The organism is Streptomyces sp. NPDC049585 (genome assembly GCF_040675615.1).
Lineage (GTDB): Bacteria > Actinomycetota > Actinomycetes > Streptomycetales > Streptomycetaceae > Streptomyces > Streptomyces luteosporeus.
Genome location: NZ_JBFAPE010000008.1, coordinates 78529 through 101515, shown reverse-complemented (window position 1 = coordinate 101515; position 22987 = coordinate 78529). Strand labels below are relative to the sequence as shown.

General features: G+C 71.9%; 20 protein-coding genes. 17 read left to right on the top strand and 3 right to left on the bottom strand.

Features of this window, described 5'->3' with window-relative positions; translation table 11 throughout:
• Window positions 1-19: 19 nt before the first annotated feature.
• The 8 genes from AB0K17_RS12370 to AB0K17_RS12335 all read left to right on the top strand — a co-directional run bounded on the left by AB0K17_RS12370 (window position 20) and on the right by AB0K17_RS12335 (window position 9612).
• Window positions 20-823 carry an enhanced serine sensitivity protein SseB C-terminal domain-containing protein gene (locus AB0K17_RS12370; protein ID WP_365966646.1) on the top strand — a complete coding sequence of 268 codons (804 nt, stop codon included), beginning with the start codon at window positions 20-22 and terminating at the stop codon, window positions 821-823.
• Between the two features lie 304 nt (window positions 824-1127).
• Window positions 1128-2126, top strand: a complete 999-nt coding sequence (locus AB0K17_RS12365) for an ABC transporter permease (protein WP_365982907.1) — start codon at window positions 1128-1130, stop codon at window positions 2124-2126.
• 102 nt (window positions 2127-2228) lie between these two features.
• Window positions 2229-3989: an ABC transporter substrate-binding protein gene (locus AB0K17_RS12360; protein WP_365982906.1), complete on the top strand. Its 1761-nt coding sequence runs from the start codon at window positions 2229-2231 to the stop codon at window positions 3987-3989.
• A gap of 108 nt (window positions 3990-4097) precedes the next feature.
• Window positions 4098-5108 carry an ABC transporter permease gene (locus AB0K17_RS12355; RefSeq protein WP_365966649.1) on the top strand — a complete coding sequence of 337 codons (1011 nt, stop codon included), beginning with the start codon at window positions 4098-4100 and terminating at the stop codon, window positions 5106-5108.
• Window positions 5105-6154, top strand: coding sequence for an ABC transporter ATP-binding protein (locus AB0K17_RS12350; RefSeq protein ID WP_365982905.1), 1050 nt, complete (start codon window positions 5105-5107; stop codon window positions 6152-6154). The genes AB0K17_RS12355 and AB0K17_RS12350 overlap by 4 nt, the downstream gene beginning before the upstream one ends.
• Before the next feature lie 11 nt (window positions 6155-6165).
• Window positions 6166-7224: a dipeptide ABC transporter ATP-binding protein gene (locus AB0K17_RS12345; RefSeq protein ID WP_365982904.1), complete on the top strand. Its 1059-nt coding sequence runs from the start codon at window positions 6166-6168 to the stop codon at window positions 7222-7224.
• 152 nt (window positions 7225-7376) lie between these two features.
• Window positions 7377-8852: a M1 family metallopeptidase gene (locus tag AB0K17_RS12340; RefSeq protein WP_365982972.1), complete on the top strand. Its 1476-nt coding sequence runs from the start codon at window positions 7377-7379 to the stop codon at window positions 8850-8852.
• Window positions 8853-8931: 79 nt separating this feature from the next.
• On the top strand, window positions 8932-9612 hold the full coding sequence (locus tag AB0K17_RS12335; protein ID WP_365982903.1) for a trimeric intracellular cation channel family protein: 681 nt from the start codon (window positions 8932-8934) through the stop codon (window positions 9610-9612).
• 29 nt (window positions 9613-9641) lie between these two features.
• Here AB0K17_RS12335 and AB0K17_RS12330 read toward each other — a convergent pair whose 3' ends face one another.
• Window positions 9642-10217, bottom strand: coding sequence for a TIGR03086 family metal-binding protein (locus AB0K17_RS12330; RefSeq protein WP_365966654.1), 576 nt, complete (start codon window positions 10215-10217; stop codon window positions 9642-9644).
• 148 nt (window positions 10218-10365) lie between these two features.
• Here AB0K17_RS12330 and AB0K17_RS12325 point away from each other — a divergent pair, with 148 nt between their 5' ends.
• Window positions 10366-11391 (top strand): YafY family protein, encoded by a 1026-nt coding sequence (locus AB0K17_RS12325; protein WP_365982902.1) that lies wholly within the window; start codon window positions 10366-10368, stop codon window positions 11389-11391.
• Between the two features lie 13 nt (window positions 11392-11404).
• Entirely contained in the window at window positions 11405-12574 is a 1170-nt protein-coding gene (locus tag AB0K17_RS12320) for a cysteine desulfurase family protein (protein ID WP_365982901.1), read from the top strand.
• A 66-nt stretch (window positions 12575-12640) separates the two neighbouring features.
• On the opposite strand, the gene AB0K17_RS12315 is transcribed toward AB0K17_RS12320, so the two are convergent.
• Complete coding sequence (locus AB0K17_RS12315; protein ID WP_365982900.1) at window positions 12641-13300, bottom strand: N-acetylmuramoyl-L-alanine amidase; 660 nt, start codon at window positions 13298-13300, stop codon at window positions 12641-12643.
• Between the two features lie 73 nt (window positions 13301-13373).
• On the opposite strand from AB0K17_RS12315, the gene mnmA reads away from it, so the two are divergent.
• Window positions 13374-14531 carry a tRNA 2-thiouridine(34) synthase MnmA gene (gene mnmA / locus AB0K17_RS12310; RefSeq protein ID WP_365982899.1) on the top strand — a complete coding sequence of 386 codons (1158 nt, stop codon included), beginning with the start codon at window positions 13374-13376 and terminating at the stop codon, window positions 14529-14531.
• 14 nt (window positions 14532-14545) lie between these two features.
• On the opposite strand, the gene AB0K17_RS12305 is transcribed toward mnmA, so the two are convergent.
• On the bottom strand, window positions 14546-15145 hold the full coding sequence (locus AB0K17_RS12305) for a hypothetical protein (RefSeq protein ID WP_365982898.1): 600 nt from the start codon (window positions 15143-15145) through the stop codon (window positions 14546-14548).
• A 220-nt stretch (window positions 15146-15365) separates the two neighbouring features.
• On the opposite strand from AB0K17_RS12305, the gene AB0K17_RS12300 reads away from it, so the two are divergent.
• The 6 genes from AB0K17_RS12300 (at window position 15366) to gatC (ending at window position 22983) form a co-directional block, all read left to right on the top strand.
• The gene (locus AB0K17_RS12300) at window positions 15366-15905 is read left to right on the top strand and encodes a TIGR00730 family Rossman fold protein (protein ID WP_365982897.1); all 540 of its coding nucleotides are present in this window, start codon (window positions 15366-15368) and stop codon (window positions 15903-15905) included.
• 14 nt (window positions 15906-15919) lie between these two features.
• A complete protein-coding gene (locus tag AB0K17_RS12295) occupies window positions 15920-16618 on the top strand; it encodes an SDR family oxidoreductase (protein ID WP_365982896.1) in 699 nt (232 codons plus the stop codon).
• A 292-nt stretch (window positions 16619-16910) separates the two neighbouring features.
• Entirely contained in the window at window positions 16911-17942 is a 1032-nt protein-coding gene (locus AB0K17_RS12290; protein ID WP_365982895.1) for a methionine synthase, read from the top strand.
• A gap of 34 nt (window positions 17943-17976) precedes the next feature.
• Entirely contained in the window at window positions 17977-20208 is a 2232-nt protein-coding gene (gene ligA / locus AB0K17_RS12285) for an NAD-dependent DNA ligase LigA (RefSeq protein WP_365968064.1), read from the top strand.
• A gap of 173 nt (window positions 20209-20381) precedes the next feature.
• Window positions 20382-22484, top strand: coding sequence for a bifunctional diguanylate cyclase/phosphodiesterase (locus tag AB0K17_RS12280; RefSeq protein ID WP_365968063.1), 2103 nt, complete (start codon window positions 20382-20384; stop codon window positions 22482-22484).
• Between the two features lie 202 nt (window positions 22485-22686).
• On the top strand, window positions 22687-22983 hold the full coding sequence (gatC, locus tag AB0K17_RS12275) for an Asp-tRNA(Asn)/Glu-tRNA(Gln) amidotransferase subunit GatC (RefSeq protein ID WP_344435837.1): 297 nt from the start codon (window positions 22687-22689) through the stop codon (window positions 22981-22983).
• Window positions 22984-22987: the final 4 nt, after the last annotated feature.

The window sequence follows — 22987 nt, the reverse complement described above, 5'->3', positions numbered from 1 at the left end:
AGAGACAAGGCGGACCCAGGTGAGCGCGGGCGCGGAGAGCGGCGTCGAGCAGGTGCTGCGCCAAGTGGCGCCGGGCCGCTACGACGCGTACGAGGCGCTGCTGCGGGCCGTGGCCGAGGGCCGGGTGTGGATGCTGCTGTGGCACGGCGAGCCGGGCTCGCCGGAGGCGCAGTACGGCAACATGGAGGTCGAGGGCCTCGGTTACGCCCCGTGCGTGACCTCCGCCCAGGAGCTCGCCGCCAGCGGCTGGAACCGCTCCCACGAGGTCGTCTCCGGCCGTACCGTGGCCGCCTCCCTGTACCCGGACCGCTGGGGCCTGTGGCTGAACCCGCACGCGCCCGGCGGGGGCGTCGGCATTCCCTGGGCGGACCTGCGCCGCGTCGCCGAGGGCATGGAGCGGCTGCCGGCCGGGCCGCTGCAGCTGAGCGAACCGGCCGTGGAGATCCCGCAGTTCTACGCCCTGCTGGGGCAGAACGCCCACCGTACGCCTGTCGTGCGCACCCTGCGCCGGGCCTGGGTGCAGCCGGCCCTGGGCACCCCGTACCTGTGCATCGGTCTGGACCTGTACGACAGCTCGCCGGCGGCCGTCGAGGCCGTGCGGCAGATGATGCAGCAGTCGGTCGGCGTGGTGCCCGAGGGGCTGCCGGTGTCGACGGTGTCGATGGCCGACGAGTACGACCCGGTCGCGCTGTGGATGCGGGCCCATGCCCGGCCCTTCTTCGACCGTGACGCCTACGGCGGCGGTGCCGCCGCGCCGGCCGGTCCCTCGGGTGCCTACGGCTACCCGCAGCCGCCCCAGGGCTGGCAGGCCGGGGCGTACTGACCTGCGCGCCCTGCGGGCGCGCACCGGGCAGCCGGTCGTGCTGTCCGGATAACGGAACCCTCCATCACACATCACGGTTGCGCATACATTGCGGGCGAGGGCTGGCGAGTGATCGCCGACGCGATGAAGACTCCCGCCAACAAGAGACGGCCCGGCCGGCATCACGGCGCGTCGCGGGCTCTCTTTTCCGAACCTCCGCTCCATCTGCACCACTTGCACATCTCCCGTACATGTGAGTACCAGGCCGCGAGTGTTGCGGCGGGCGTGGGCCGGTCACCTCCGGCCGAGAGGGGTCGTTGGCACAGTGACCGCACCTATCGAGACCACGGGGTCGGCCGCCGGGGCGCAGCCGGAAGCCGTTCTGGCCGGTGCCCCCAAGAGCCAGATCGAGGGTCGATCACTCACTCAGATCGCCTGGCTGCGCTTCAAGCGGGACAAGGTGGCCGTGGCCGGCGGCATCGTGGTGATCCTGCTGATCCTCCTCGCCGTCCTGGCCAAGCCGATCGAGGCGGTCTTCGGACTGGACCCCAACGAGTTCCACCAGGACCTCATCGACCCCAGCCTGCTCGCGCCCAAGGACGCCTGGGGCGGCATGAGTTGGGAGCATCCGCTGGGCGTCGACCCGCAGTACGGCCGCGACATCCTGGCGCGCATCATCGAGGGCTCGTGGGTCTCCCTGCTGGTCGCCACCGGGGCCACCCTGCTGTCCGTGGTGATCGGCACCGTCCTGGGCGTGGTCGCCGGGTTCTACGGCGGCTGGGCGGACACCGTGATCAGCAGGACGATGGACACCTTCCTGGCCTTCCCGCTGCTGCTGTTCGCCATCTCCATCTCCGCGGCCCTGCAGGACGGCGCCTTCGGACTGTCCGGTCTGCCGCTGCGCATCAGCGTGCTCATCTTTGTGATCGGCTTCTTCAACTGGCCCTACATGGGCCGCATCGTGCGGGCCCAGACGCTCAGCCTGCGCGAACGCGAGTTCGTCGAGGCGTCGCGCAGCCTCGGTGCCCGGGGGACGTTCATCCTCTTCCGCGAGCTGCTGCCCAACCTGGTCGCGCCGATCCTGGTGTACTCCACGCTGCTGATCCCGACCAACATCCTCTTCGAGGCCGCGCTGAGCTTCCTCAGCGTCGGCATCGCGCCGCCGCAGGCCTCCTGGGGCGGCATGCTCAGCCAGGCCACGGACCTCTACCAGGCCGACCCGCAGTACATGTTCGTGCCCGGCCTCGCCATCTTCATCACGGTGCTGGCCTTCAACCTGCTCGGGGACGGGCTGCGCGACGCGCTCGACCCGCGCAGCAAGTGATCCCGGGCCACCGGACCTCTCCACACCTCTCCACAGCAAGCGATCAGCGGCGGCCCTTGTGGTCCACCGTGCCACGAAGACGAAAGAGGGGGCTTTCCTCAGGTGAAGACGAAGAGAACGACGGTTGCGATCGCCACGGCGGTGGTGCTGGCCCTGGGGGCGTCCGCGTGCGGCGGCTCCGACGACAAGAGCGACGGCGGCAAGGGCGGTGGCAGCTCGGCGGCCAACGCCGCGCTGACCGGGCTCGCCAACAAGTCGGACAAGAAGGGCGGCACGCTCGCCTTCGAGATAGCGGACGCCGCCGACTCGCTGGACCCGGGCAACACCTACTACGGCTGGGTGCAGAACTTCGCCCGGCTCTACGGGCGCACCCTGACCATGTTCAAGCCGGCCCCCGGCAAGGAGGGCCTGAAGGTCGTCCCGGACCTGGCCGAGGGCCTGGGCAAGCCGAGTGCGGACGCCAAGACCTGGACGTACAAGCTCCGGGCGGGCCTGAAGTACGAGGACGGCTCGCCGATCACCTCGAAGGACGTCAAGTACGCGATCGAGCGCAGCAACTTCGCGCCCGAGGCCCTGTCCAACGGCCCCACGTACTTCAAGGCCCACCTGGAGGGCGGCGACAAGTACGAGGGCCCGTACAAGGACAAGTCGCCCGAGGGAATCAAGTCCATCGAGACGCCGGACGACCAGACGATCGTCTTCCACCTCAAGGACGCCTTCGCGGACTTCGACTACCTGGCGACCTTCTCGCAGACCGCGCCCGTCCCCCAGAAGGCCGACAAGGGCGCGCAGTACGTCCAGCACGTCATCTCCTCCGGCCCGTACAAGTTCGAGTCGTACGAGGAGGGCAAGGGCGCCACGCTGGTGCGCAACGCGCAGTGGGACCCCAAGACGGACCCCAACCGCCCGGCGCTGCCCGACAAGATCACCATCAAGTTCAAGGTCAACCAGGTCACGGTCGACAACAACCTGCTCAACGACAGCATCGGCGTCGACGCCGGCGGTGCGGGCGTCGCCCCGCAGACCCAGCCGAAGGTGCTGCGGGACGCGAAGCTGAAGAACCAGACCGACAACCCGTACGCCAGCGCCACCGGCTACATCGGCCTGAACCTGAAGGTGAAGCCGTTCGACAACATCCACTGCCGCAAGGCCGTGCAGTGGGGCATCGACAAGGTCTCCGTCCAGGAAGCCATGGGCGGTGACCCGAAGGGCGACGTGGCCAGCACGCTGCTGCCGCCGTCCGTCGACGGCTACACCAAGTTCGACCTCTACCAGACGCCCGGCAGCAAGGGCGACATCGAGAAGGCCAAGGCCGAGCTGAAGGAATGCGGTCAGCCGAATGGTTTCTCCACCAACCTGACGGCCCGCTCGGACCGCCCGGCGGAGATGGCCATGGCCACGGCCGTGCAGGCCTCGATGAAGAAGATCGGCATCAACGTCGAGATCAAGTCCTTCCCGACCGGCAAGTACTTCACCAACTTCGCCGGCGTCCCGGACTACGTCCACAGCCACAACCTGGGCATGCTCATGACCGCCTGGGGCCCCGACTGGCCGACCGGCTTCGGCTTCCTCGACCAGATCGCCAACGGCTCCGCCATCAAGCCCTCCGGCGGCAACAACGTCCAGGAGCTCGACGACCCGCAGGTCAACAAGGCCCTCAACGACGGCATCGCCAACACCGACGCCGCGGCCCGCGTCAAGGCCTGGGGCGACGTGGACAAGCTCATCGCGGAGAACGCCTCCGCCGTGCCGCTGGTCTACCGCAAGAACCTGCTCCTGCGGCCGAAGTCGGCCACCAACGTCACCGTCGACCAGGCCTACCTCGGCACGTACAACTACCTGCTGATGGGCTCCGCCAAGTAGCAGCGGGCACAGTCCGCCGAAGAGTTTCGAAAGGCAGGTGAAGGCACCTGCGGCCGCCGGACCGGCAAGGCCCGCCTTCCGGTCCGGCGCGCCCGGCGCCGCACAACTGTGGCTGCGTACATCATCCGACGCCTGTTCGCCGCGGTACTGCTGCTGCTGGTGGTCAGCGCAGTCACCTTCGCGATCTTCTTCCTCGTCCCCCGCATCGCCGGGCAGACGATGGACCAGCTCGCGACCCAGTACGTGGGCAAGGACGCCAACCCCGACACCGTCGCCGCGGTCAAGAAGAACCTCGGCTTCGACCAACCGCTCTACCTGCAGTACTGGCACTTCATCAAGGCCATCGTGGTCGGCGCCGACTACAGGTTCGGCCCCGACGCCGCACACTGCTCGGCCCCGTGCTTCGGCTACTCCTTCAAGACCCACGTCGAGGTCTGGCCGCAGCTGACCTCCCGGATCCCCGTCACCCTGTCGCTGGCCATCGGCGCCGCGGTGATCTGGGTCGTCACCGGCGTGGCCATCGGCGTGCTCTCCGCGCTCAAGCGGGGCAGCCTGCTCGACCGCTTCTTCATGGGCGTGGCCCTGGCCGGCGTCTCGCTGCCGATCTTCTTCACCGGCATGCTGGCCCTGAACGTCCTGACGGTCGACGTCGAGATCTGGCACGGCATCAACTACGTCCCCTTCTCCGACGATCCGGCCCAGTGGGCCTGGAATCTGCTCGTGCCCTGGTGCAGCCTCGCCTTCCTCTACTCCGCCCTGTACGCCCGGCTCACCCGCGCCGGAATGCTGGAGACGATGAACGAGGACTACATCCGCACCGCCCGAGCCAAGGGCCTCACCGAACGCAAGGTCGTCGTCCGGCACGGACTGCGCTCGGCCCTCACCCCCATCGTCACCATCTTCGGCATGGACTTCGGCCTGCTGCTCGGTGGTGCGGTCATCACCGAGTCGGTCTTCTCCTTCAAGGGCATCGGCGAGTACGCGGTCAAGGGAGTGACCGAGAACGACCTGCCCATCGTCATGGGCGTGACCCTGGTCGCCGCCTTCTTCATCGTCGTCTGCAACCTGCTGGTGGACCTGGTCTACGCGGCCATCGACCCCAGGGTGAGGTACTCGTGAGCGAGCACGCCGAAGCCTTCCTCTCCGTGCGCGACCTGCGCATCCACTTCGACACCGACGACGGCCTGGTCAAGTCCGTCGACGGCGTGAGCTTCGACGTGCGCGCCGGGCGCACCCTCGGCATCGTCGGCGAATCCGGCTCCGGCAAGTCGGTCACCTCGCTCGGCGTCATGGGCCTGCACCGCACCGCCCGGGCCAGGATCTCCGGCGAGGTCTGGCTCGACGGCGAGGAGCTCATCGCCGCCGACCCCGACCGGGTGCGCACCCTGCGCGGCCGGAAGATGGCCATGATCTTCCAGGACCCGCTGTCGGCCATGCACCCCTATTACACGGTTGGCTCCCAGATCGTCGAGGCGTACCGCACCCACCACGACGTCGACAAGAAGACCGCCCGCAAGCGGGCGATCGAGATGCTCGACCGGGTCGGTATCCCCCAGCCCGACCGGCGCGTCGACGACTACCCGCACCAGTTCTCCGGGGGCATGCGCCAGCGCGCCATGATCGCGATGGCGCTGGTCAACAACCCCGAACTGCTCATCGCCGACGAGCCGACCACCGCCCTCGACGTCACCGTCCAGGCCCAGATCCTCGACCTCATCCGGGACCTGCAGAAGGAGTTCGGCTCCGCGGTCGTCATCATCACCCACGACCTCGGCGTCGTCGCCGAGCTCGCCGACGACCTGCTGGTGATGTACGCCGGGCGGTGCGTGGAGCGCGGACCGGCCGAGAAGGTCTTCTCCTCGCCCCAGCACCCCTACACCTGGGGTCTGCTCGGCTCCATGCCGCGCATCGACCGCGCCCAGACCGAGCGGCTGATCCCGGTCAAGGGCTCCCCGCCCAGCCTGATCAACGTGCCACCCGGCTGCGCCTTCAACCCCCGCTGCCCGTACGCCGATCTTCCCAAGGACGGCATCACCCGCAGCGAGCGGCCCGAGCTGCAGCTGGTGCCGGGCACCGACGACGGCCGGCCGCACCACTCCGCCTGCCACCTCTCGCCCGAGGAGCGCCTGCGGATCTGGACCGAAGAGATTGCGCCCAAGCTGTGAAGGACCACCAGATGACGATCCCCGAACAGCAGGCGCCCGCCGCCCCCGAGACCCTGCTGAAGGTCGAGGGCCTGGTCAAGCACTTCCCGATCACCAAGGGCCTGCTGCGCCGCCAGGTCGGCGCCGTGCGCGCCGTCGACGGCATCGACTTCGAGGTGCGCTCGGGGGAGACCCTGGGCGTGGTGGGGGAGTCCGGCTGCGGCAAGTCGACCATGGGCCGGCTCATCACCCGGCTGATAGAGCCGAGCGGGGGCAGGATCGAGTTCGAGGGGCGCGACATCAGCCACCTGGGCGTCTCCGGCATGCGGCCGCTGCGCCGCGACGTCCAGATGATCTTCCAGGACCCTTACTCCTCGCTCAATCCCCGGCACACGGTCGGCACCATCGTCGGCGCACCCTTCCGGCTGCAGGGCATCGCGCCCGAGGGCGGGGTGAAGAAGGAGGTGCAGGGGCTGCTGGAGCTGGTGGGCCTGAACCCCGAGCACTACAACCGCTACCCCCACGAATTCTCCGGCGGCCAGCGGCAGCGCATCGGCATCGCCCGGGCCCTGGCCCTGAAGCCGAAGCTGGTGGTCGCCGACGAGCCCGTCTCCGCCCTGGACGTCTCCATCCAGGCCCAGGTGGTCAACCTCCTGGACGATCTGCAGGACGAGCTGGGCCTGACATACGTGATCATCGCCCACGACCTGTCGGTCATCCGGCACGTCTCCGACCGCATCGCCGTGATGTACCTCGGCAAGATCGTGGAGCTGACCGACCGCAGCTCGCTGTACGAGCGCCCCATGCACCCGTACACCAAGGCGCTGCTGTCGGCCGTGCCCGTGCCCGACCCCAAGCGGCGCGCCAAGCGGGAACGCATTCTGCTCAAGGGGGACGTGCCCTCGCCGATCTCCCCGCCGTCCGGCTGCCGCTTCCACACCCGCTGCTGGAAGGCGACGGAGGTGTGCAAGCAGCAGGAGCCCCCGCTGGCCGAGCTGCGCACCGGCCACCGGGTGGCGTGCCACCACCCGGAGAACGCCCCGGAGGACGCCGGTCCCACCGACGCAGTAACGGAAGGTGCGACCGGGTGAGGGCCGTGCCACGTTGGTGAGGACGTGAGTGCGGCGAGCGAGGCGAGCGGGGAGGGTGCGGAGCCGGCCCCTTGCCGCACGGGCCGGCAGGTTCGAAGGGACGGCTCATGGCACTCTCCCGCTCGATACGCCGGGCCTGCCCGGCCCACCTGATGCGCCCCGCCGGTCTGATACGCCCCGCCCGTCTGATACGCGCCGTGGGCGGGCGCCGGCGGACCATCCGGGTCCTGGCCCTGGCGGTGGCGGTCGCCGCCACCGCGGTCACGGCCTTCGCACCCGACGACGACGCGGCCCCCGACCTCCACGGCGTGCCCACGGCCGGGGCCCCCGGCATCGGGGACCCCTATTTCCCCGGGCTCGGCAACGGCGGCTTCGACGTCCGGCACTACGACCTCGACGTGGAGTACGCCCCCGCCTCCGGGCGCCTGGACGGCCGCACCACGATCACCGCCCGGGCCGTCCAGAGCCTGTACTCCTTCCACCTGGACCTGCAGCAGCTGGCAGTGAAGTCCGTCGAGGTGGACGGCCTCCCGGCCGCCTTCACCCGCAGCGGCGACGACCTGCGCGTCCGCCCGGCCGTCCCGCTGGAGAAGGGCCGCACCTTCACCACGACCGTCGTCTACGGCGGCATACCCCAGGCGATGAGCGGCCCCATCGTCTTCGGCTCGAAGTACGGCTGGATGAAGACCAAGGACGGCGTCTTCGTCGCCTGCGAGCCCAACGCGGCCTCCACCTGGTTCCCCTCCAGCGACCACCCCTCCGACAAGGCGACCTACGACATCCGCATCCGGGCCCCCAAGGGCCTGACCGCCGTCTCCAACGGCCGGCTGCTGGCCACCCAGGACCGCGGCGGCACCACCGTGAGCCACTGGCGCGAGACCAGGCCCATGGCCACCTACGCGGTGACCGCCACCATCGGCAGGTTCGACGTCCGCCGCGGCACCACCCCCGGCGGCATCCCCATCTACGTGGCCACGGACCCGGCACTGCCCAAGGGCAAGCTCGACTTCTACGGCATCACCGCCGAGGCCACCGACTACTGGGCCGCCCTCTTCGGCCCCTATCCCTTCGAGGAGACCGGGGCCGTCGTCGACGACATGCCGCAGGCGGAGTTCTCGCTGGAGGCCCAGAGCAAGCCCGTCTACTCGGCCGTGCGCGACGAGTCGACGGTCGTCCACGAACTGGCCCACCAGTGGTTCGGCGACTCCCTGTCCATCGAGCGCTGGAAGGACATCTGGCTCAACGAGGGCTTCGCCACCTACGCCGAGTGGCTGTGGGCGGAGCACAAGCAGCACAAGAGCGCCCACCAGTCCTTCCTGGAGGCCTACAACCAGCGCAAGGCCGACGACCCCTTCTGGAAGGTCGACATCGCCGACCCGCAGCGCGACACCCTCTTCTCGCGCGCCGTCTACTTCCGGGGCGCCATGACCCTGCAGATGCTGCGCGAGCGCATCGGGGACCGGGCCTTCTTCCGGCTGCTGCCGCGGTGGACCAAGCTGCACCGCGGCGGGAACGTGCGCACCTCCCAGTTCATCGGCCTCGCCGAAGCGGTCTCCCACCAGGACCTCGGCGACCTGTTCGGCACCTGGCTGTCGCAGCCGGGCAAGCCCGCACTGCCGAAGAAGTGACCCGGCTCCCCGCCGGTACGGGCCGTCCCACCCCTCGGGACGGGGACGGGGCATCGCCTCCGACGAGTAAGAATGTCGCGTGCTCACCGATCTGTTCACCCCCTCCGTCCAGCACTCGCTGGACCTTGCCGGGATCTTCGTCTTCGCGATCTCCGGTGCCCTCCTCGCCGTCCGCAAGAACTTCGACGTCTTCGGCATGGCGGTGCTGGCGGAGGCCACGGCCCTGGGCGGCGGGCTCATCAGGGATCTGATCATCGGTGCCGTGCCGCCCGCCGCCTTCACCGACCTCGGGTACTTCGTCACCCCGCTGCTCGCCACTGTGATCGTCTTCTTCCTCCATCCCGAGGTGGAGCGGATCACCAAGGCCGTGAACGCCTTCGACGCGGCCGGGCTCGGCCTCTTCTGCGTCGCCGGCACCGTCAAGGCCCACTCCCACGGCCTCGGCCTGACCTTCGCGGCCAGCCTCGGCCTCACCACCGCCGTCGGCGGCGGCGTGCTGCGCGACGTCCTCGCCCACGAGGTGCCCAGCCTCCTGCGCTGGGACCGCGACCTGTACGCCGTGCCGGCCATGGTCGGATCGACCATGGCGGCCCTGCTCATCCACTACGACGCGCTCAACGTCACCACCAGCATGATCTCCGCCGCTACCGCCTTCTCCCTGCGCCTGCTGGCCATGCGCTACAACTGGCGCGCCCCCCGTGCCTGGCACCGGCGCAGCGCGGCCACCGAGGACCCGGCCACCGGCAGCGGCGCGGTGTAACGTTCCGCTGGCCCGGGCCCGCGCGGGCGTCAGACCGTACGGCCCAGCCACGCCGCCAGCCGCCCATAGGCGTCCGCACCCTCCGGAGCCGGGCGCACCGGCTCGAACGGAACGCCCTCGCCCCGCCGCTCGGCCGGCAGGAACCGGTGCGCCCACTCCAGAGCCCGCTCCGCGAGCTCCTCGTCCAGCGCCACGGGACCACCGAGGGCTATTGACAGGTCCCAGGCGTGCGTTGCCGACTCCAGCACGCACCCCGAGAACAGATACGCCCGGCCCGGCATCTCGCCCCACGGCACGCTGATCGGCGCCTCCAGCTTGGCGTCGTCGGCCCAGGCCGCGAGCAGACGCTCGCGCCCCTCCTCGTACGCCTTGGCCCAGCCGTCGTCCGGCACGTCCGCCGGCGGCACCAGGCCCGTGCGCTCGCCGGTCTCGCCCAGCGCGGCCGCGGCCCGCACCCCCGCGACCAGGTGCCCCAACAGGGCGCGGACGTCGAATTCCGTACACGGCGTGGGGTCCGCCATCCGCTCGGCGGGCACCCGTGCGATCAACTCGGCCACCTGGGCGGTGGCGCGGTCGAGCAGGGGGCGGGGGTCGGTGGTGCGCATGGCAGGCTCCTTCGTCTCGGTCCCGTTGCCTTTTGTCTTCTGCCTTGGGATTCGCCGTCGCCGTTCCTTCGGCCGAGAACGAGCATGCCTGCATAAGCTGACACCTGCCGTCAGGTTTTCCACAGGACCCCGAATAGGTGCGACAAGCGTGAAATCATCCCGGCTGCTGTCGATCCTCCTGCTCCTGCAGAACCGCGACCGCATGCCCGCCGCCGAGCTCGCGGAGCGCCTGGAGGTCTCCGTCCGCACCGTCTACCGCGACGTCGAATCCCTCTCGGCCGCCGGCGTCCCCGTCTACGCCGAGCGCGGCCGGCACGGCGGGATCCGCCTCCTGCCCGGCTACCGCACCGACGTCACCGGGCTCACCGCCGACGAGGCCCGCGCCCTGTTCGTCCTCGCCGCCGGGGACACCCACAGCGCCCTCGGCCTCGACGCCGCCCTCGGCTCCGCCCTGCGCAAGGTCATGGCCGCGCTCCCCGCCCCGCACCGCCCGGCCGCCGAGGCCACCGGGCGGCGCATCCTCGTCGACCCCGTCCGCTGGATGCCCGGCCCCGGCCCCACCGGCGAGCTGGGAGAACTGCAGGACGCCGTCTTCACCGACCGCCGGCTGCGCCTGCGCTACCGCCACAGCGGCACCACGCGTCCCCGGGCGTACACCGTCGACCCCTACGGCCTCGTCGCCAAGGCCGGCGTCTGGTACCTCGTCGCCGACCACCGCGGCCGCCCCCGCCTGTACCGCGCCGACCGCACCGAGGCCGTGACCGTGCTGGACGATCCCGTACGGCGCCGGCCCGGCGTGGAGCTGGCCGACGCCTGGGACGTCCTGCGCCGCGAGGTCGAACAGCGCCCCGCGGGCCTGCACGTCACCGCCCTCGTACGCCGCACCCGCCTGGAGATGCTGCTGCGGATCCTCGGCCGGTTCGTCACCGGGCCGCCCGGCGACGGCGACCCGGCGACCGTGGAGTTCGCCTTCCCGGACCCGCGCGGCGCGCGCTCCCTGCTGGCCTACGGCCCGGACGTGGAGGTCGTCGCCCCGCAGGAGGTCCGCGACGACCTCGCCCGCATGGCGGCGGCCGTCGTGCGGCAGTACGAGCGGCAGGGGGAGGAGGTGCCGTCGCCGGGCGGGACGAGGCGGCCGGGAACGCCCCGCACGGGTGCGCACCCCGCCTCGTAGAATCGGTGCCACCATGGCCTACCTCGACCACGCCGCCACCACCCCCATGCTTCCGGAGGCGGTGCAGGCGATGACCGCCCAGCTCCCGCTCGCCGGCAACGCCTCGTCGCTGCACGCCGCCGGACGGCGGGCCCGCCGCACCGTGGAGGAGGCGCGCGAGTCCCTCGCCGCCGCCCTCGGCGCCCGCCCCAGCGAAGTGGTCTTCACCGCGGGCGGCACCGAGGCCGACAACCTCGCCGTCAAGGGCCTGTTCTGGGCACGGCGCGCCGCCGACCCGGCCCGCACGCGCGTGCTGGCCAGCCCCGTCGAGCACCACGCCGTGCTCGACGCCGTCGACTGGCTCGCCACGCACGAGGGCGCCACCGTCGAGTACCTCCCGGTCGACGCCCACGGCCGCGTGCACGCCGACGCCCTCCGCGAGGCCATCGCCCGCAACCCCGCCGACGTCGCCCTGGCCACCGTCATGTGGGCCAACAACGAGATCGGCACCGTCATGCCGGTGCGCGAACTGGCCGACGTCGCCGCGGAGTTCGATGTTCCGCTGCACGCCGACGCCGTCCAGGCCGTCGGCCAGCTGGAGGTGGACTTCGCCGCCTCCGGTCTCGCCGCGATGACCGTCAGTGGCCACAAGATCGGCGGCCCGTACGGCATCGGCGCCCTCCTCCTGGGACGCCAGTACGCGCCCGTACCGCTGCTGCACGGCGGCGGCCAGGAACGCCACGTGCGCTCCGGCACCCTCGACGTCCCCGCCGTCGCCGCCTTCGCCGTCGCCGGCACCCTCGCCGCCGAACGCCGCGCGGACTTCGCCCGCGAGATCGGCGCCCTGCGCGACGAGCTCGTCGCGGGCGTCCGCGCCGCCGTCCCCGACGCCGTCCTCGGCGGCGACCCCGACCCGGCCGGGCGGCTGCCCGGCAACGCGCACTTCTCCTTCCCCGGCTGCGAAGGCGACTCCCTGCTGCTGCTCCTGGACGCGCAGGGGATCGCCTGCTCGACGGGCTCGGCCTGCACGGCGGGCGTGGCCCAGCCCAGCCACGTCGTACTCGCCACCGGGACGGACGCGGACCTGGCGCGCGGCACGCTGCGCTTCTCCCTGGGGCACACCTCGACGGGCGAGGACGTCGCGGCGGTCGTCGAGGCGATCGGCCCGGTGGTCGAGCGCGCACGCAGCGCGGGACTGAGCTAGGGCGTGATCACGGCGCCCCTTGCGGGGCGTCGTGGTGGCGCGTGACGAAGATCCGCCGGGCAGTCCCTAGACCGCCGCGCGCGCCCGCCGCACCAGGCCCACGTACCGGTCCCAGTCCCAGTGCGGGCCGGGGTCCGTGTGGTCGGTGCCCGGCACCTCGGAGTGGGCCACGATGTGCCCCCGGTCCACCGGGATCCCGTAGCGGGCGCAGATCCCCGCCGCGAGCCGGGCGGACGCGGTGTACATCGCGTCCGTGAAGTCGCCCGGCCGGTCCACGTACCCCTCGTGCTCGATACCGACGCTGCGCTCGTTGAAGGCCCGGTTGCCCGAGTGGAACGCCACGTCCAGCTCGCGGACGGTCTGCGCCACGTGTCCGTCCCGGCGCACGACGTAGTGGGCGGCGGCCTTGTGCAGGGGGTCGCGGAAGACCTGCAGGGCCTCCCCGTAGTCGCCCTCGACGACGTGGACGACGATCCGGTCGATCGCGTAGTCGTCGGGGCGGGAGGCCCTCCGCCAGTTCGCCGAGGACGCGGCCACCCACTCGGCGCCCGGGTGGTCGACGGCCCCGTCGGTCCGGGGCCTCTCCCGTCCCGTGACCCGCCACCACCACCGCGCCAGCTCGTCCCGCTCCAGGTACCCCGCCGTGGCCGCCGCGGCGCCCGCGGCCCCGATCAGCAGCCCGCGCCGGTCGATGCCCGGTCGCCTCTCCCGTTCCGTCCCCACCACGACCCACCCCCTCCGCACCGGACACGCGTGCGACAGTCGTCCGGTTCCGCGCACCCCGTACCCTGGGAGGGCTATGACTGACTTCCCTGGTGCACCTTCAGGTCCCCGCGACGGACGTCGCCTCCGTGTGCTCGCCGCCATGTCGGGCGGCGTGGACTCCGCCGTCGCCGCCGCGCGCGCCGTCGAGGCCGGGCACGACGTGACCGGCGTGCACCTCGCCCTGTCCGCGAACCCGCAGTCCTTCCGCACCGGTGCCCGCGGCTGCTGCACCATCGAGGACTCCCGCGACGCCCGCCGCGCCGCCGACGTCATCGGCATCCCCTTCTACTGCTGGGACCTCGCCGAGCGCTTCCGCGAGGACGTCGTCGAGGACTTCGTCGCCGAGTACGAGGCCGGCCGCACCCCCAACCCGTGCCTGCGCTGCAACGAGAAGATCAAGTTCGCGGCGCTGCTGGACAAGGCGCTCGCCCTGGGCTTCGACGCGGTGTGCACCGGCCACTACGCCACGATCGTCCTCAACGAGGACGGCACGCGCGAGCTGCACCGGGCCTCCGACATGGCCAAGGACCAGTCGTACGTCCTCGGTGTCCTCGACGAGCGCCAGCTGGCGCACGCGCTGTTCCCGCTGGGTGACACGATCACCACGAAGGAAGAGATCCGCGCCGAGGCGGAGCGCCGGGGTCTGGCCGTGGCGAAGAAGCCCGACAGCCACGACATCTGCTTCATCGCCGACGGCGACACCCAGGGCTTCCTGGCCAAGCGCCTGGGCAGGGCGGAGGGCGACATCGTCGACGAGTCCGGCACCAAGCTGGGCACCCACGACGGCGCATACGGCTTCACCATCGGTCAGCGCAAGGGCCTGCGCATCGGCCACCCGGCCCCGGACGGCAAGCCGCGCTACGTCCTCGACATCTCGCCGGTGAACAACACGGTGACGGTCGGCCCGGCCGAGGCGCTGGACGTGTGCGCCCTCGCCGCGATCAAGCCCCGCTGGTGCGGCGTCGCCCCCGAGGGCCCCGGCACGTACACCGCGCAGCTGCGCGCGCACGGCGGCGAGACCGAGGTGACGGCGGAGCTCGTCGGCGACGAGCTGCACGTCCGCTTCGCGGAGCCGGTGCGCGGCGTGGCGCCGGGCCAGGCGATCGTCCTGTACGACGGCACACGTGTCGTCGGCTCGGCGACCATCGCGTCGACGGAGCGGGCGACCACCTCGTCGGCGGCCGCCCGCTAGCGTTCCCTGCGGGATCAGCGCTCGATCGTCCGCGTCACGTTGGTGACCTCGCACTTGCCGCCGGTGCTCGGCGAGCCCGCCTTGGGCACGTACGGGGTCGAGACGTCGAGGTTCTCCGTCTTGCCGGGGGAGACGTAGGGGATCGACGGGTTGCGGACGGTGACCTTGCCCGTGGGGTCGGTGAACTGCACCGTGAGGCGGTAGGTGTACTTCAGCGTCGCGCTGCTGTTGGTGGCGCTGAGCTTCGCCGTGATGCCGAGGCGATCGCTGTAGGCACAGTCGTTGATCTTGATGTCGCGCATGGCGTCGGTGCGGCTGCCGCCGATGCCGCCCCCGGTGGTGGAACCGGAGGTCGTGCTGCCGCTGCTGCCCGTGCCGCTGGTGGTGCCGCTGCCCGTGCCGCCCGAGGTGAAGCCGCCCGACGAGGAGTCGCTGCCCGTGGAGCCCCCGGTGGTGCCGCCGCTCGTCGAGGTGCTGCCGCTGTCGGAGGACGAGTGGTGGCTGCTGCCGTGGCTGGACCCGCCGCAGCTGCCGCCGTGGTGGCCGCGCGCACCGGTCAGGGCCACGACGCAGACGCCGAAGACCGCGGCCGCGCGGACGTGACGAAGCTTCACGCTGGAACTCCCCCGTTGGAGTGACTGGATCGATGACTGGATTTTGCCGTCTCTTGACGAGCGCACGTCACGCTAACAACGTCCTTACACCCCGCCAAATCCAGGGGCGTTCTGTGACACCCCCGCGACGGAACGGGTTCCGAACCGCTACTTGGGGCGGCTGAAAACGGGTCATATGCGCAAGGGCGCGCGGGTGGTGCGCCCGGCGTACCGTGATGCCATGCATCTCACCGTCTTCTGCTCCGCCGCCGACCTCGACGACCGCTACACCGCCCCCGCCCGCGAGTTCGCCGAACTCATGGGCAAGGGAGGACACACGCTCGTGTGGGGCGGCTCGGAGTCGGGGCTGATGAAGGTGATGGCCGACGGCGTGCAGGAGCACGGGGGCCGGCTGGTCGGGGTCTCGGTGGAGTTCCTCGCGGCGAAGGCCCGCAAGAACGCCGACGAGATGGTCATCGCCAAGGACCTCGGCGAACGCAAGGCCCAATTGCTCGCCCGGGGCGACGCGATCGTGGTCATGGTCGGTGGGACGGGCACGCTCGACGAGGCGACCGAGATCCTGGAGCTGAAGAAGCACGGGCTGCACGACAAGCCGGTCGTGCTGCTGAACGCGGCCGGCTTCTACGACGGTCTGCTGCAGCAGTTCCGCCGGATGGAAGCGGAGGGCTTCCTGCCGCGCCCCCTGGCCGACCTGGTGTTCTTCGCCGAGGACGGCGCCGCGGCGATGGCGTACCTGGAGGAGTCCCTGGCCCCCCACTAGGGCAAGCTGGGGGCATGGCAACACATCTGATCACCGGTTCCGGGTCGGGCATCGGCGAGGCCGTCGCCCGGCGGCTGCACGAGCGGGGGGACGAGCTGTGGCTCGTGGCCCGGGACGCCGGGCGGGCCAAGGAGCTGGCCGGGCGCTTCCCCGGTGCGCGCACCCTCGTGGCCGACCTGGAGAACCCCGACCGGCTGTCGTGGGCCCTGGGCCACCAGGCGCTGCCCGACCGGCTGGACTCCCTGCTGCACGTCGCCGGCGTCGCCGACCTGGGTGCGGTGGGGGAGCTGACCACCAAGACCTGGAACCGCACCCTCGCGGTCAACCTCGTCGCCCCCGCCGAGCTGACGCGGCTGCTGCTGCCGCAGCTGCGCATCTCCAAGGGACACGTGGTCTTCGTCAACTCCGGTGCCGGTCTGCGCGCCAACCCCCAGTGGGGCGCGTACGCGGCCAGCAAGCACGGCCTGAAGGCGCTCGCCGACTCGCTGCGCGCCGAGGAGCACACCAACGGCGTGCGGGTCACCAGCGTCTACCCGGGCCGCGTGGCCACGCCCATGCAGGTGCGCGTGCGCCAGCAGGAGGGCGCCGCGTACGACGGCGAGAAGTGGATCGACCCGCAGTCGGTGGCCGCCACCATGCTGCTCGCCCTGGACCTGCCGCGCGACGCGGAGGTCCACGACCTGTCGGTGCGCCCGGGCTACTCCGGGGGCTAGGCCGACTCCGGCGGATCGTCGTCACGCACCACCACGGCGCCCCGCAAGGGGCGCGGGGAACTGCGCGACAAGCAACGACGTGCCCGCAGTCGGCCCCCGGGGTGGCGTGTCGGCTGCGGCCCGTCGCGGGCCGATCGCGCCCACGCGGCGGTAGCCGCACATCGACACCGCCCCGCGCCCCTACGGGACACTGCATGATCCGCCGCACATACCCGAGGCCGAGTCCGGCGGGGATCCGCCGGACGGGCCCTGGCCGGACAGGCCCCGGCGCCGGGTCTCGTAGGCTTCCCCGGTGAGCCACAACAGCGAGAACAGTAAGTCGAAGGTGTGGGGCGCCGGGGCCGCCACCGGCGTCGGTTCGATGCCGGGGGAGGACGCGCGCGAGGCCGCGAAGACCGTCACCGGGTCGCTGGAGGCAATGCCCCACCTGCCGGAGCTGCCCGCGCGCGGCCCGGGTGCCGACATGATCGGGCGGACGGCCGGGCTCCTGGTCGACGTCTACGCGCACGTGGAGCCCAGCGGCTGGCGGATCAGCGACCGGCCCGGGCGCGACACCCGGCGGGCCCGGGCCTGGCTGGGCGAGGACCTCGACGCTCTGGAGGAGTTCACCCAGGGCCACGAGGGTGCGCTGAAGGTCTCCGCCGTCGGGCCCTGGACGCTCGCCGCCTCCCTGGAGCTGCGCGGCGGCGAGGCCGCCCTGAGCGACGCCGGCGCCTGCCGGGACCTTGCGGCCTCGCTCGCCGAGGGCCTGCGCACCCACCTGGCGGACCTGCGCCGCCGGGTGCCGGGCGCGCGGCCGGTGCTGCAGCTGGACGAGCCGTCCCTGCCGGCCGTGCTGGCCGGGCACGTGCGCACGGCCAGCGGCTACCGCACCCACCGGGCGGTGGACCGGGCCGTCGTCGAGGGCGCGCTGCGGGAGCTCGCGGCGGTCGCGAAGGAGGCCGGGGCGCCGCTCGTCGTGCACTCGTGCGCCCCCGGCGTGCCCTTCGAGCTGCTGCGCCGGGCGGGCGCCGACGCCGTGTCGTTCGATTTCTCGCTGCTCACCGAGCGTGAGGACGACGCGCTGGGCGAGGCGGTGGAGGCCGGCACCACGCTCTTCGCGGGCGTCGTGCCCGGCGTGGACGGCCGATTGTCGGACCCTGCCGGTAGCGTCATGGGTGTCAGGACGCTGTGGCGCAGGCTGGGGCTGACCCCGGGGACTTTGAGCGAGTTCGTGGTGGTCACTCCCGCGTGCGGGCTCGCGGGCGCTTCGCCCGCCTATGCCCGCGCGGTGCTCGCCCATTGCGTCCGGGCGGCGAAATCACTCGCAGACAACCCTGAGTGACGGTGCTCGGGGGCGCAACGGGAGGAACGAGACGGTGGCGGTCGAACGGGACGGCAAAGAGCTCGCGGGCAGTACGAGCACGAGCACCACGCCCGCGGAGGCGCGGGAGAAGCACGCCCTGCTCGCCGAGCAGATCGAGGAGCACCGCTTCCGCTATTACGTGAAGGACGCTCCCGTCATCAGCGACGCCGAGTTCGACAAGCTGATGCGCTCCCTGGAGGAGCTTGAGGAGCGCCACCCGGAGCTGCGCAGCCCCGACTCGCCGACCCAGAAGGTGGCCGGGCAGTACGAGACGGAGTTCGCCGAGGTCGCGCACCGCGAGCGGATGCTCTCCCTCGACAACGCCTTCGACGACGAGGAGCTCACCGTCTGGGCCGAGCGCATCGCCAAGGACATCGGCGAGGGCACGCCGTACCACTTCCTGTGCGAGCTCAAGGTCGACGGCCTCGCGGTCAACCTCACCTACGAGCACGGCCGGCTCACCCGCGCCGCCACCCGCGGGGACGGCCGTACCGGCGAGGACATCACGCCCAACATCCGCACCATCGGCGACGTGCCCGAGCAGCTCGAGGGCAAGCGGATCCCCGACCTGGTCGAGGTGCGCGGCGAGGTCTACTTCCCGGTGGAGAAGTTCGAGGAGCTCAACGCGCGCCTGGTGGAGGCCGGCAAGCCGCCCTTCGCCAACCCGCGCAACGCCGCCGCGGGCTCCCTGCGCCAGAAGGACCCCAAGGTCACCGCCTCCCGCCCGCTGCACATGGTCGTGCACGGCGTGGGCGCCCGTGAGGGCTTCGCCATCGAGCGCCAGTCGCAGGCGTACGAGCTGCTGCGCGAGTGGGGCCTGCCCACCGCCGCGCACGCCGAGGTCGTGGGCTCGCTGGCGGAGGTGCGCCGGTTCATCGCGCACTACGGCGACCCCGCCGTGCGGCACTCGATGGAGCACGAGATCGACGGCGTGGTCGTCAAGCTCGACGAGATCCCGCTGCAGGGCCGCCTCGGCTCCACCTCCCGCGCGCCCCGCTGGGCGATCGCCTGGAAGTACCCGCCGGAGGAGGTCAACACCAAGCTGCTCGACATCCGCGTCGGCGTCGGCCGCACCGGCCGGGTCACCCCGTACGCGGTGGTGGAGCCGGTCACGGTCGCAGGCTCGGAGGTGGAGTTCGCGACCCTGCACAACCAGGAGGTCGTCAAGGCCAAGGGCGTGCTCATCGGCGACACCGTCGTGCTGCGCAAGGCGGGTGACGTCATTCCCGAGATCCTCGGCCCGGTGTCCGACCTGCGTGACGGTACCGAACGGGAGTTCGTGATGCCGGCGCAGTGCCCCGAGTGCGGGACGGAGCTGCGCCCGATGAAGGAGGGCGACATCGACCTCCGTTGCCCCAACGCCCGCTCCTGCCCCGCCCAGATCCGCGAACGACTGTTCTATCTCGCCGGCCGCAAGTGCCTGGACATCGAGAACCTCGGCTACGTGGCCGCCACCGCGCTCACCCAGCCGCTGGAGCCCTCCGAGCCGCCGCTGCGCAACGAGGGCGACCTGTTCGACCTGACCATCGACGAACTGCTGCCCGTCAAGTCCTACGTGGTCGACCCGGACTCCGGTCTGCCCAAGCGCGACCCGGAGACGGGTGAGCCGAAGGTCGTCACCTTCTTCGCCAACCAGAAGGGCGAGCCGAAGAAGAACGCCGAGGCGATGCTCGCCAACATCGAGGCCGCCAAGCAGCGCCCGCTGGCCCGCATCCTGACCGGTCTGTCCATCCGGCACGTGGGTCCGGTCGCGGCCGTCGCGCTGGCCCGCGAGTTCCGCTCGATCGACCGGATCGCCGAGGCGAGCGAGGAGGAGCTGGCCGCCGTCGAGGGCGTGAGCGGCGTCATCGCGGCGTCCGTCAAGGAGTGGTTCGCCGAGGACTGGCACCGCGAGATCGTGGCCAAGTGGAAGGCCGCGGGCGTGCGGATGGAGGAGGAGGCCGCCGAGGACGAGGGTCCGCGTCCGCTGGCCGGACTGACCGTCGTCGTCACCGGTACCCTCGCCGGCTACACGCGCGACGCCGCCAAGGAGGCCCTGCAGCAGCGCGGAGCGAAGGTGACCGGGTCGGTGTCGAAGAAGACCGACTTCGTGGTCGTCGGCGACAACCCCGGCTCCAAGTTCGACAAGGCGATGCAGCTGAAGGTTCCCGTGCTCGAAGAGGACGCCTTCGTCGTACTCCTGAACGAAGGGCCGGAGGCGGCGCGCGCGGCGGCCGTGCCCCAGGAGGCCACCCCCGCGGAGTAATGCCCGCATAGTCAGTGGGCATTACCCCTACAGCGCGTACCAGATGGCTACAGAACGCCGGATCGCATTCGGGCAACCGCTGCCGATCGCTGCCCGCCGTAGCCTTCTGCGGCCTACTGTTGAGATGTGCGCCTGCCGTGACGCGGGCACCGCCGGCTGTGAGAGGGACGGGCATGAAACCCACCGACAGCGCCGAACCGGCATCACGGTTGCGCCGGCTCTCCCCACCCACGCTGCCCACGGTCTGCGTGACCCTGGCCGCGCTCACCCTCGCCGGCGGCGTCCTCGGCGAGCTCGCCGGCGGACACGCCCTCTTCCCCGGCGGCACCGCCGGCTGGGCGCTGGCCGCGCTGACCGCGCTCATCGTCGTCCACCTCGTCGCCCTCGGCAGGGACCGCTGGTGGGGCGGCACCGGATCCGGTGCCGCCCTCACCCTCGCGGTGCTCCTGCTGTACGGCTGGGTGCCCGCCGCCCTCGCCGGCGTCGCCGTCGTCACCCTGGTCACCGCCGCCCGCCGGCACCGGTGGCGCCAGGCATTACTCCACGGCGCGGTCGACGTCCTCGGCATCGCTGCCGCCGGGCTCGGCCTCGCCGCCCTGGGAGCCGGCCCCGGCGTCGACGCCCCCTGGCTGCCCGACACCTGGACGCCCGCGGCCGCCCCCAAGATCGCCGCCGCCGCGTTCTGCTACCTCGCCGTCACCCGCGCCCTGCTGTGGCGCTCCATGGCCCCGCGCGCCGCGCTCACCTCCATCGCGCGCACCGCACTGCTGCGCCAGGCCCTCGTCGGCGGCGCCCTGCTCGGCATCGCCCCTCTCATCGCCGTCGTCGCCGACCACTCGCCCGTCCTGCTGCCCCTGTTCGCCGTCCCCCTCGTCGCCCTGGACTCCACGCTGTGGATCGCCCGCGCCCGCGCCGAGGAACAACTGCGCGACCCCCTCACCGGCCTGCCCAACCGCCAGTGGCTGCTGGAGCGCACCTGGACCGCCCTCGACGAGGCCGAACAGGCCGGCGCCCGCACCGCCCTCGTCCTGATCGACCTCGACCGCTTCCGATCGGTCAACGACACCCTCGGCCACCTCGCCGGCGACCGGCTGCTGCTGCAGATAGCGGAACGGCTGCGCCTGGCCCTGCCGCGCGACGCGGAGGCCGCCCGGCTCGGCGGCGACGAGTTCGCCGTCCTGCTGCCCGTCACCGACTCCCTCACCAGCGCCCAGCGCGTCGCCCGCTCCCTCGTCGCCGACCTCGGCTCCCCCCTCGACCTCGACGGGCTCACCCTCGTCCTCGAGGCCAGCGCCGGCGTCGCCGTCTACCCCGACCACGCCCTCGACGCCGAGGGGCTGCTGCGCCGCGCCGACGTCGCGATGTACCAGGCCAAGCGCGACCGCAGCGGCGTGGAGGTCTACGAGGCCCGCCGCGACGGCAACACGCCCGACCGGCTCGGCCTGCTCGGCGACCTGCGCCGCGCCCTCGACGCCGGCGACGTCGAACTGCACTACCAGCCCAAGGTCGGCTTCGACGGCCACGTCGAGGGCCTGGAGGCGCTGGTGCGCTGGGTCCACCCCGAGCGCGGCCGGGTCTCGCCGGACGAGTTCATCGCCATCGCCGAGTCCTCCGGGCTGATGCCCCGCCTGACCGAGTACGTCCTGGAGACCGCCCTCGGGCAGGTCGCCAAGTGGCGGGCGATGGGCCTGGAGGTGCCCGTCGCCGTCAACGTCTCGCCCCGCGACGTGCACACCCCCGGCTTCGCCGGCTCCGTCGCCGCCCGCCTCGCCCGGCACGGCGTCCCACCGGGCGCCCTGCAACTGGAGATAACCGAGCACGTGCTGCTGGAGGACCCCCAGCGGGCGGCCGACACGCTCGCCGGGCTGACGGGGCACGGGGTGAAGATGTCGCTCGACGACTTCGGCACCGGCTACTCCTCCCTGGTCCACCTGCGCCGGCTGCCGGTCAGCGAGCTGAAGATCGACCGCTCCTTCGTGGCCCGGCTCGCCATCGACAACGAGGACGCCGAGATCGTCCGCTGCACGCTGGACCTCGCGCATTCCCTGGGCCTGCTCGTCGTCGCCGAGGGGGTCGAGGACGACGAGACGTGGGAGCGACTGCGCGACCTGGGCTGCGACGCGGTGCAGGGGTGGCTGGTGGCGGCCGCGATGCCGCCGGACGAGACGACGGCGTGGCTGCGGCTGCGCCACGAGTCCGGCTGGCGCCGGGTTCCCCTGGCCCCGGAGGTCGTGCCGGCCCCGGACCCCGATGCTGCGGATCAACCGGTCACGTGACCGGGCCGGTGCACGCCGGTGGGTGGTTTGCGCCCAGCCGTTCCTCCCCCGGCCACCGCTGGGGGGACCCCAGCGGAACGCCTGCCCGCAACCCGCGGCGTTGCCGACGCCGGGCGGCAGCGAAACGTATTTCGCGGGCAGGGGGGCCTGAGCCATAGGATTGGGCCGAAACCCTATACATCCCACCCTTGAGGATCGCTGCATGCCTGGCATCACGCGCGAGGAGGTCGCCCACCTCGCCCGGCTGTCGCGTCTGGAGCTGAAGGACGAAGAGCTCGACCACTTCGCCGGACAGCTCGACGTGATCATCGGCGCGGTCGCCCGCGTTTCCGATGTGGCCGACGAGGACGTACCCCCGACCTCCCACCCGCTGCCCCTGACCAACGTCATGCGGGCGGACGAGGTCCGCCCGTCGCTGACCCCCCAGGAGGCGCTCTCCGGCGCCCCCGCCCAGGAGCAGCAGCGTTTCAAGGTGCCCCAGATCCTGGGGGAGGACTGAGACC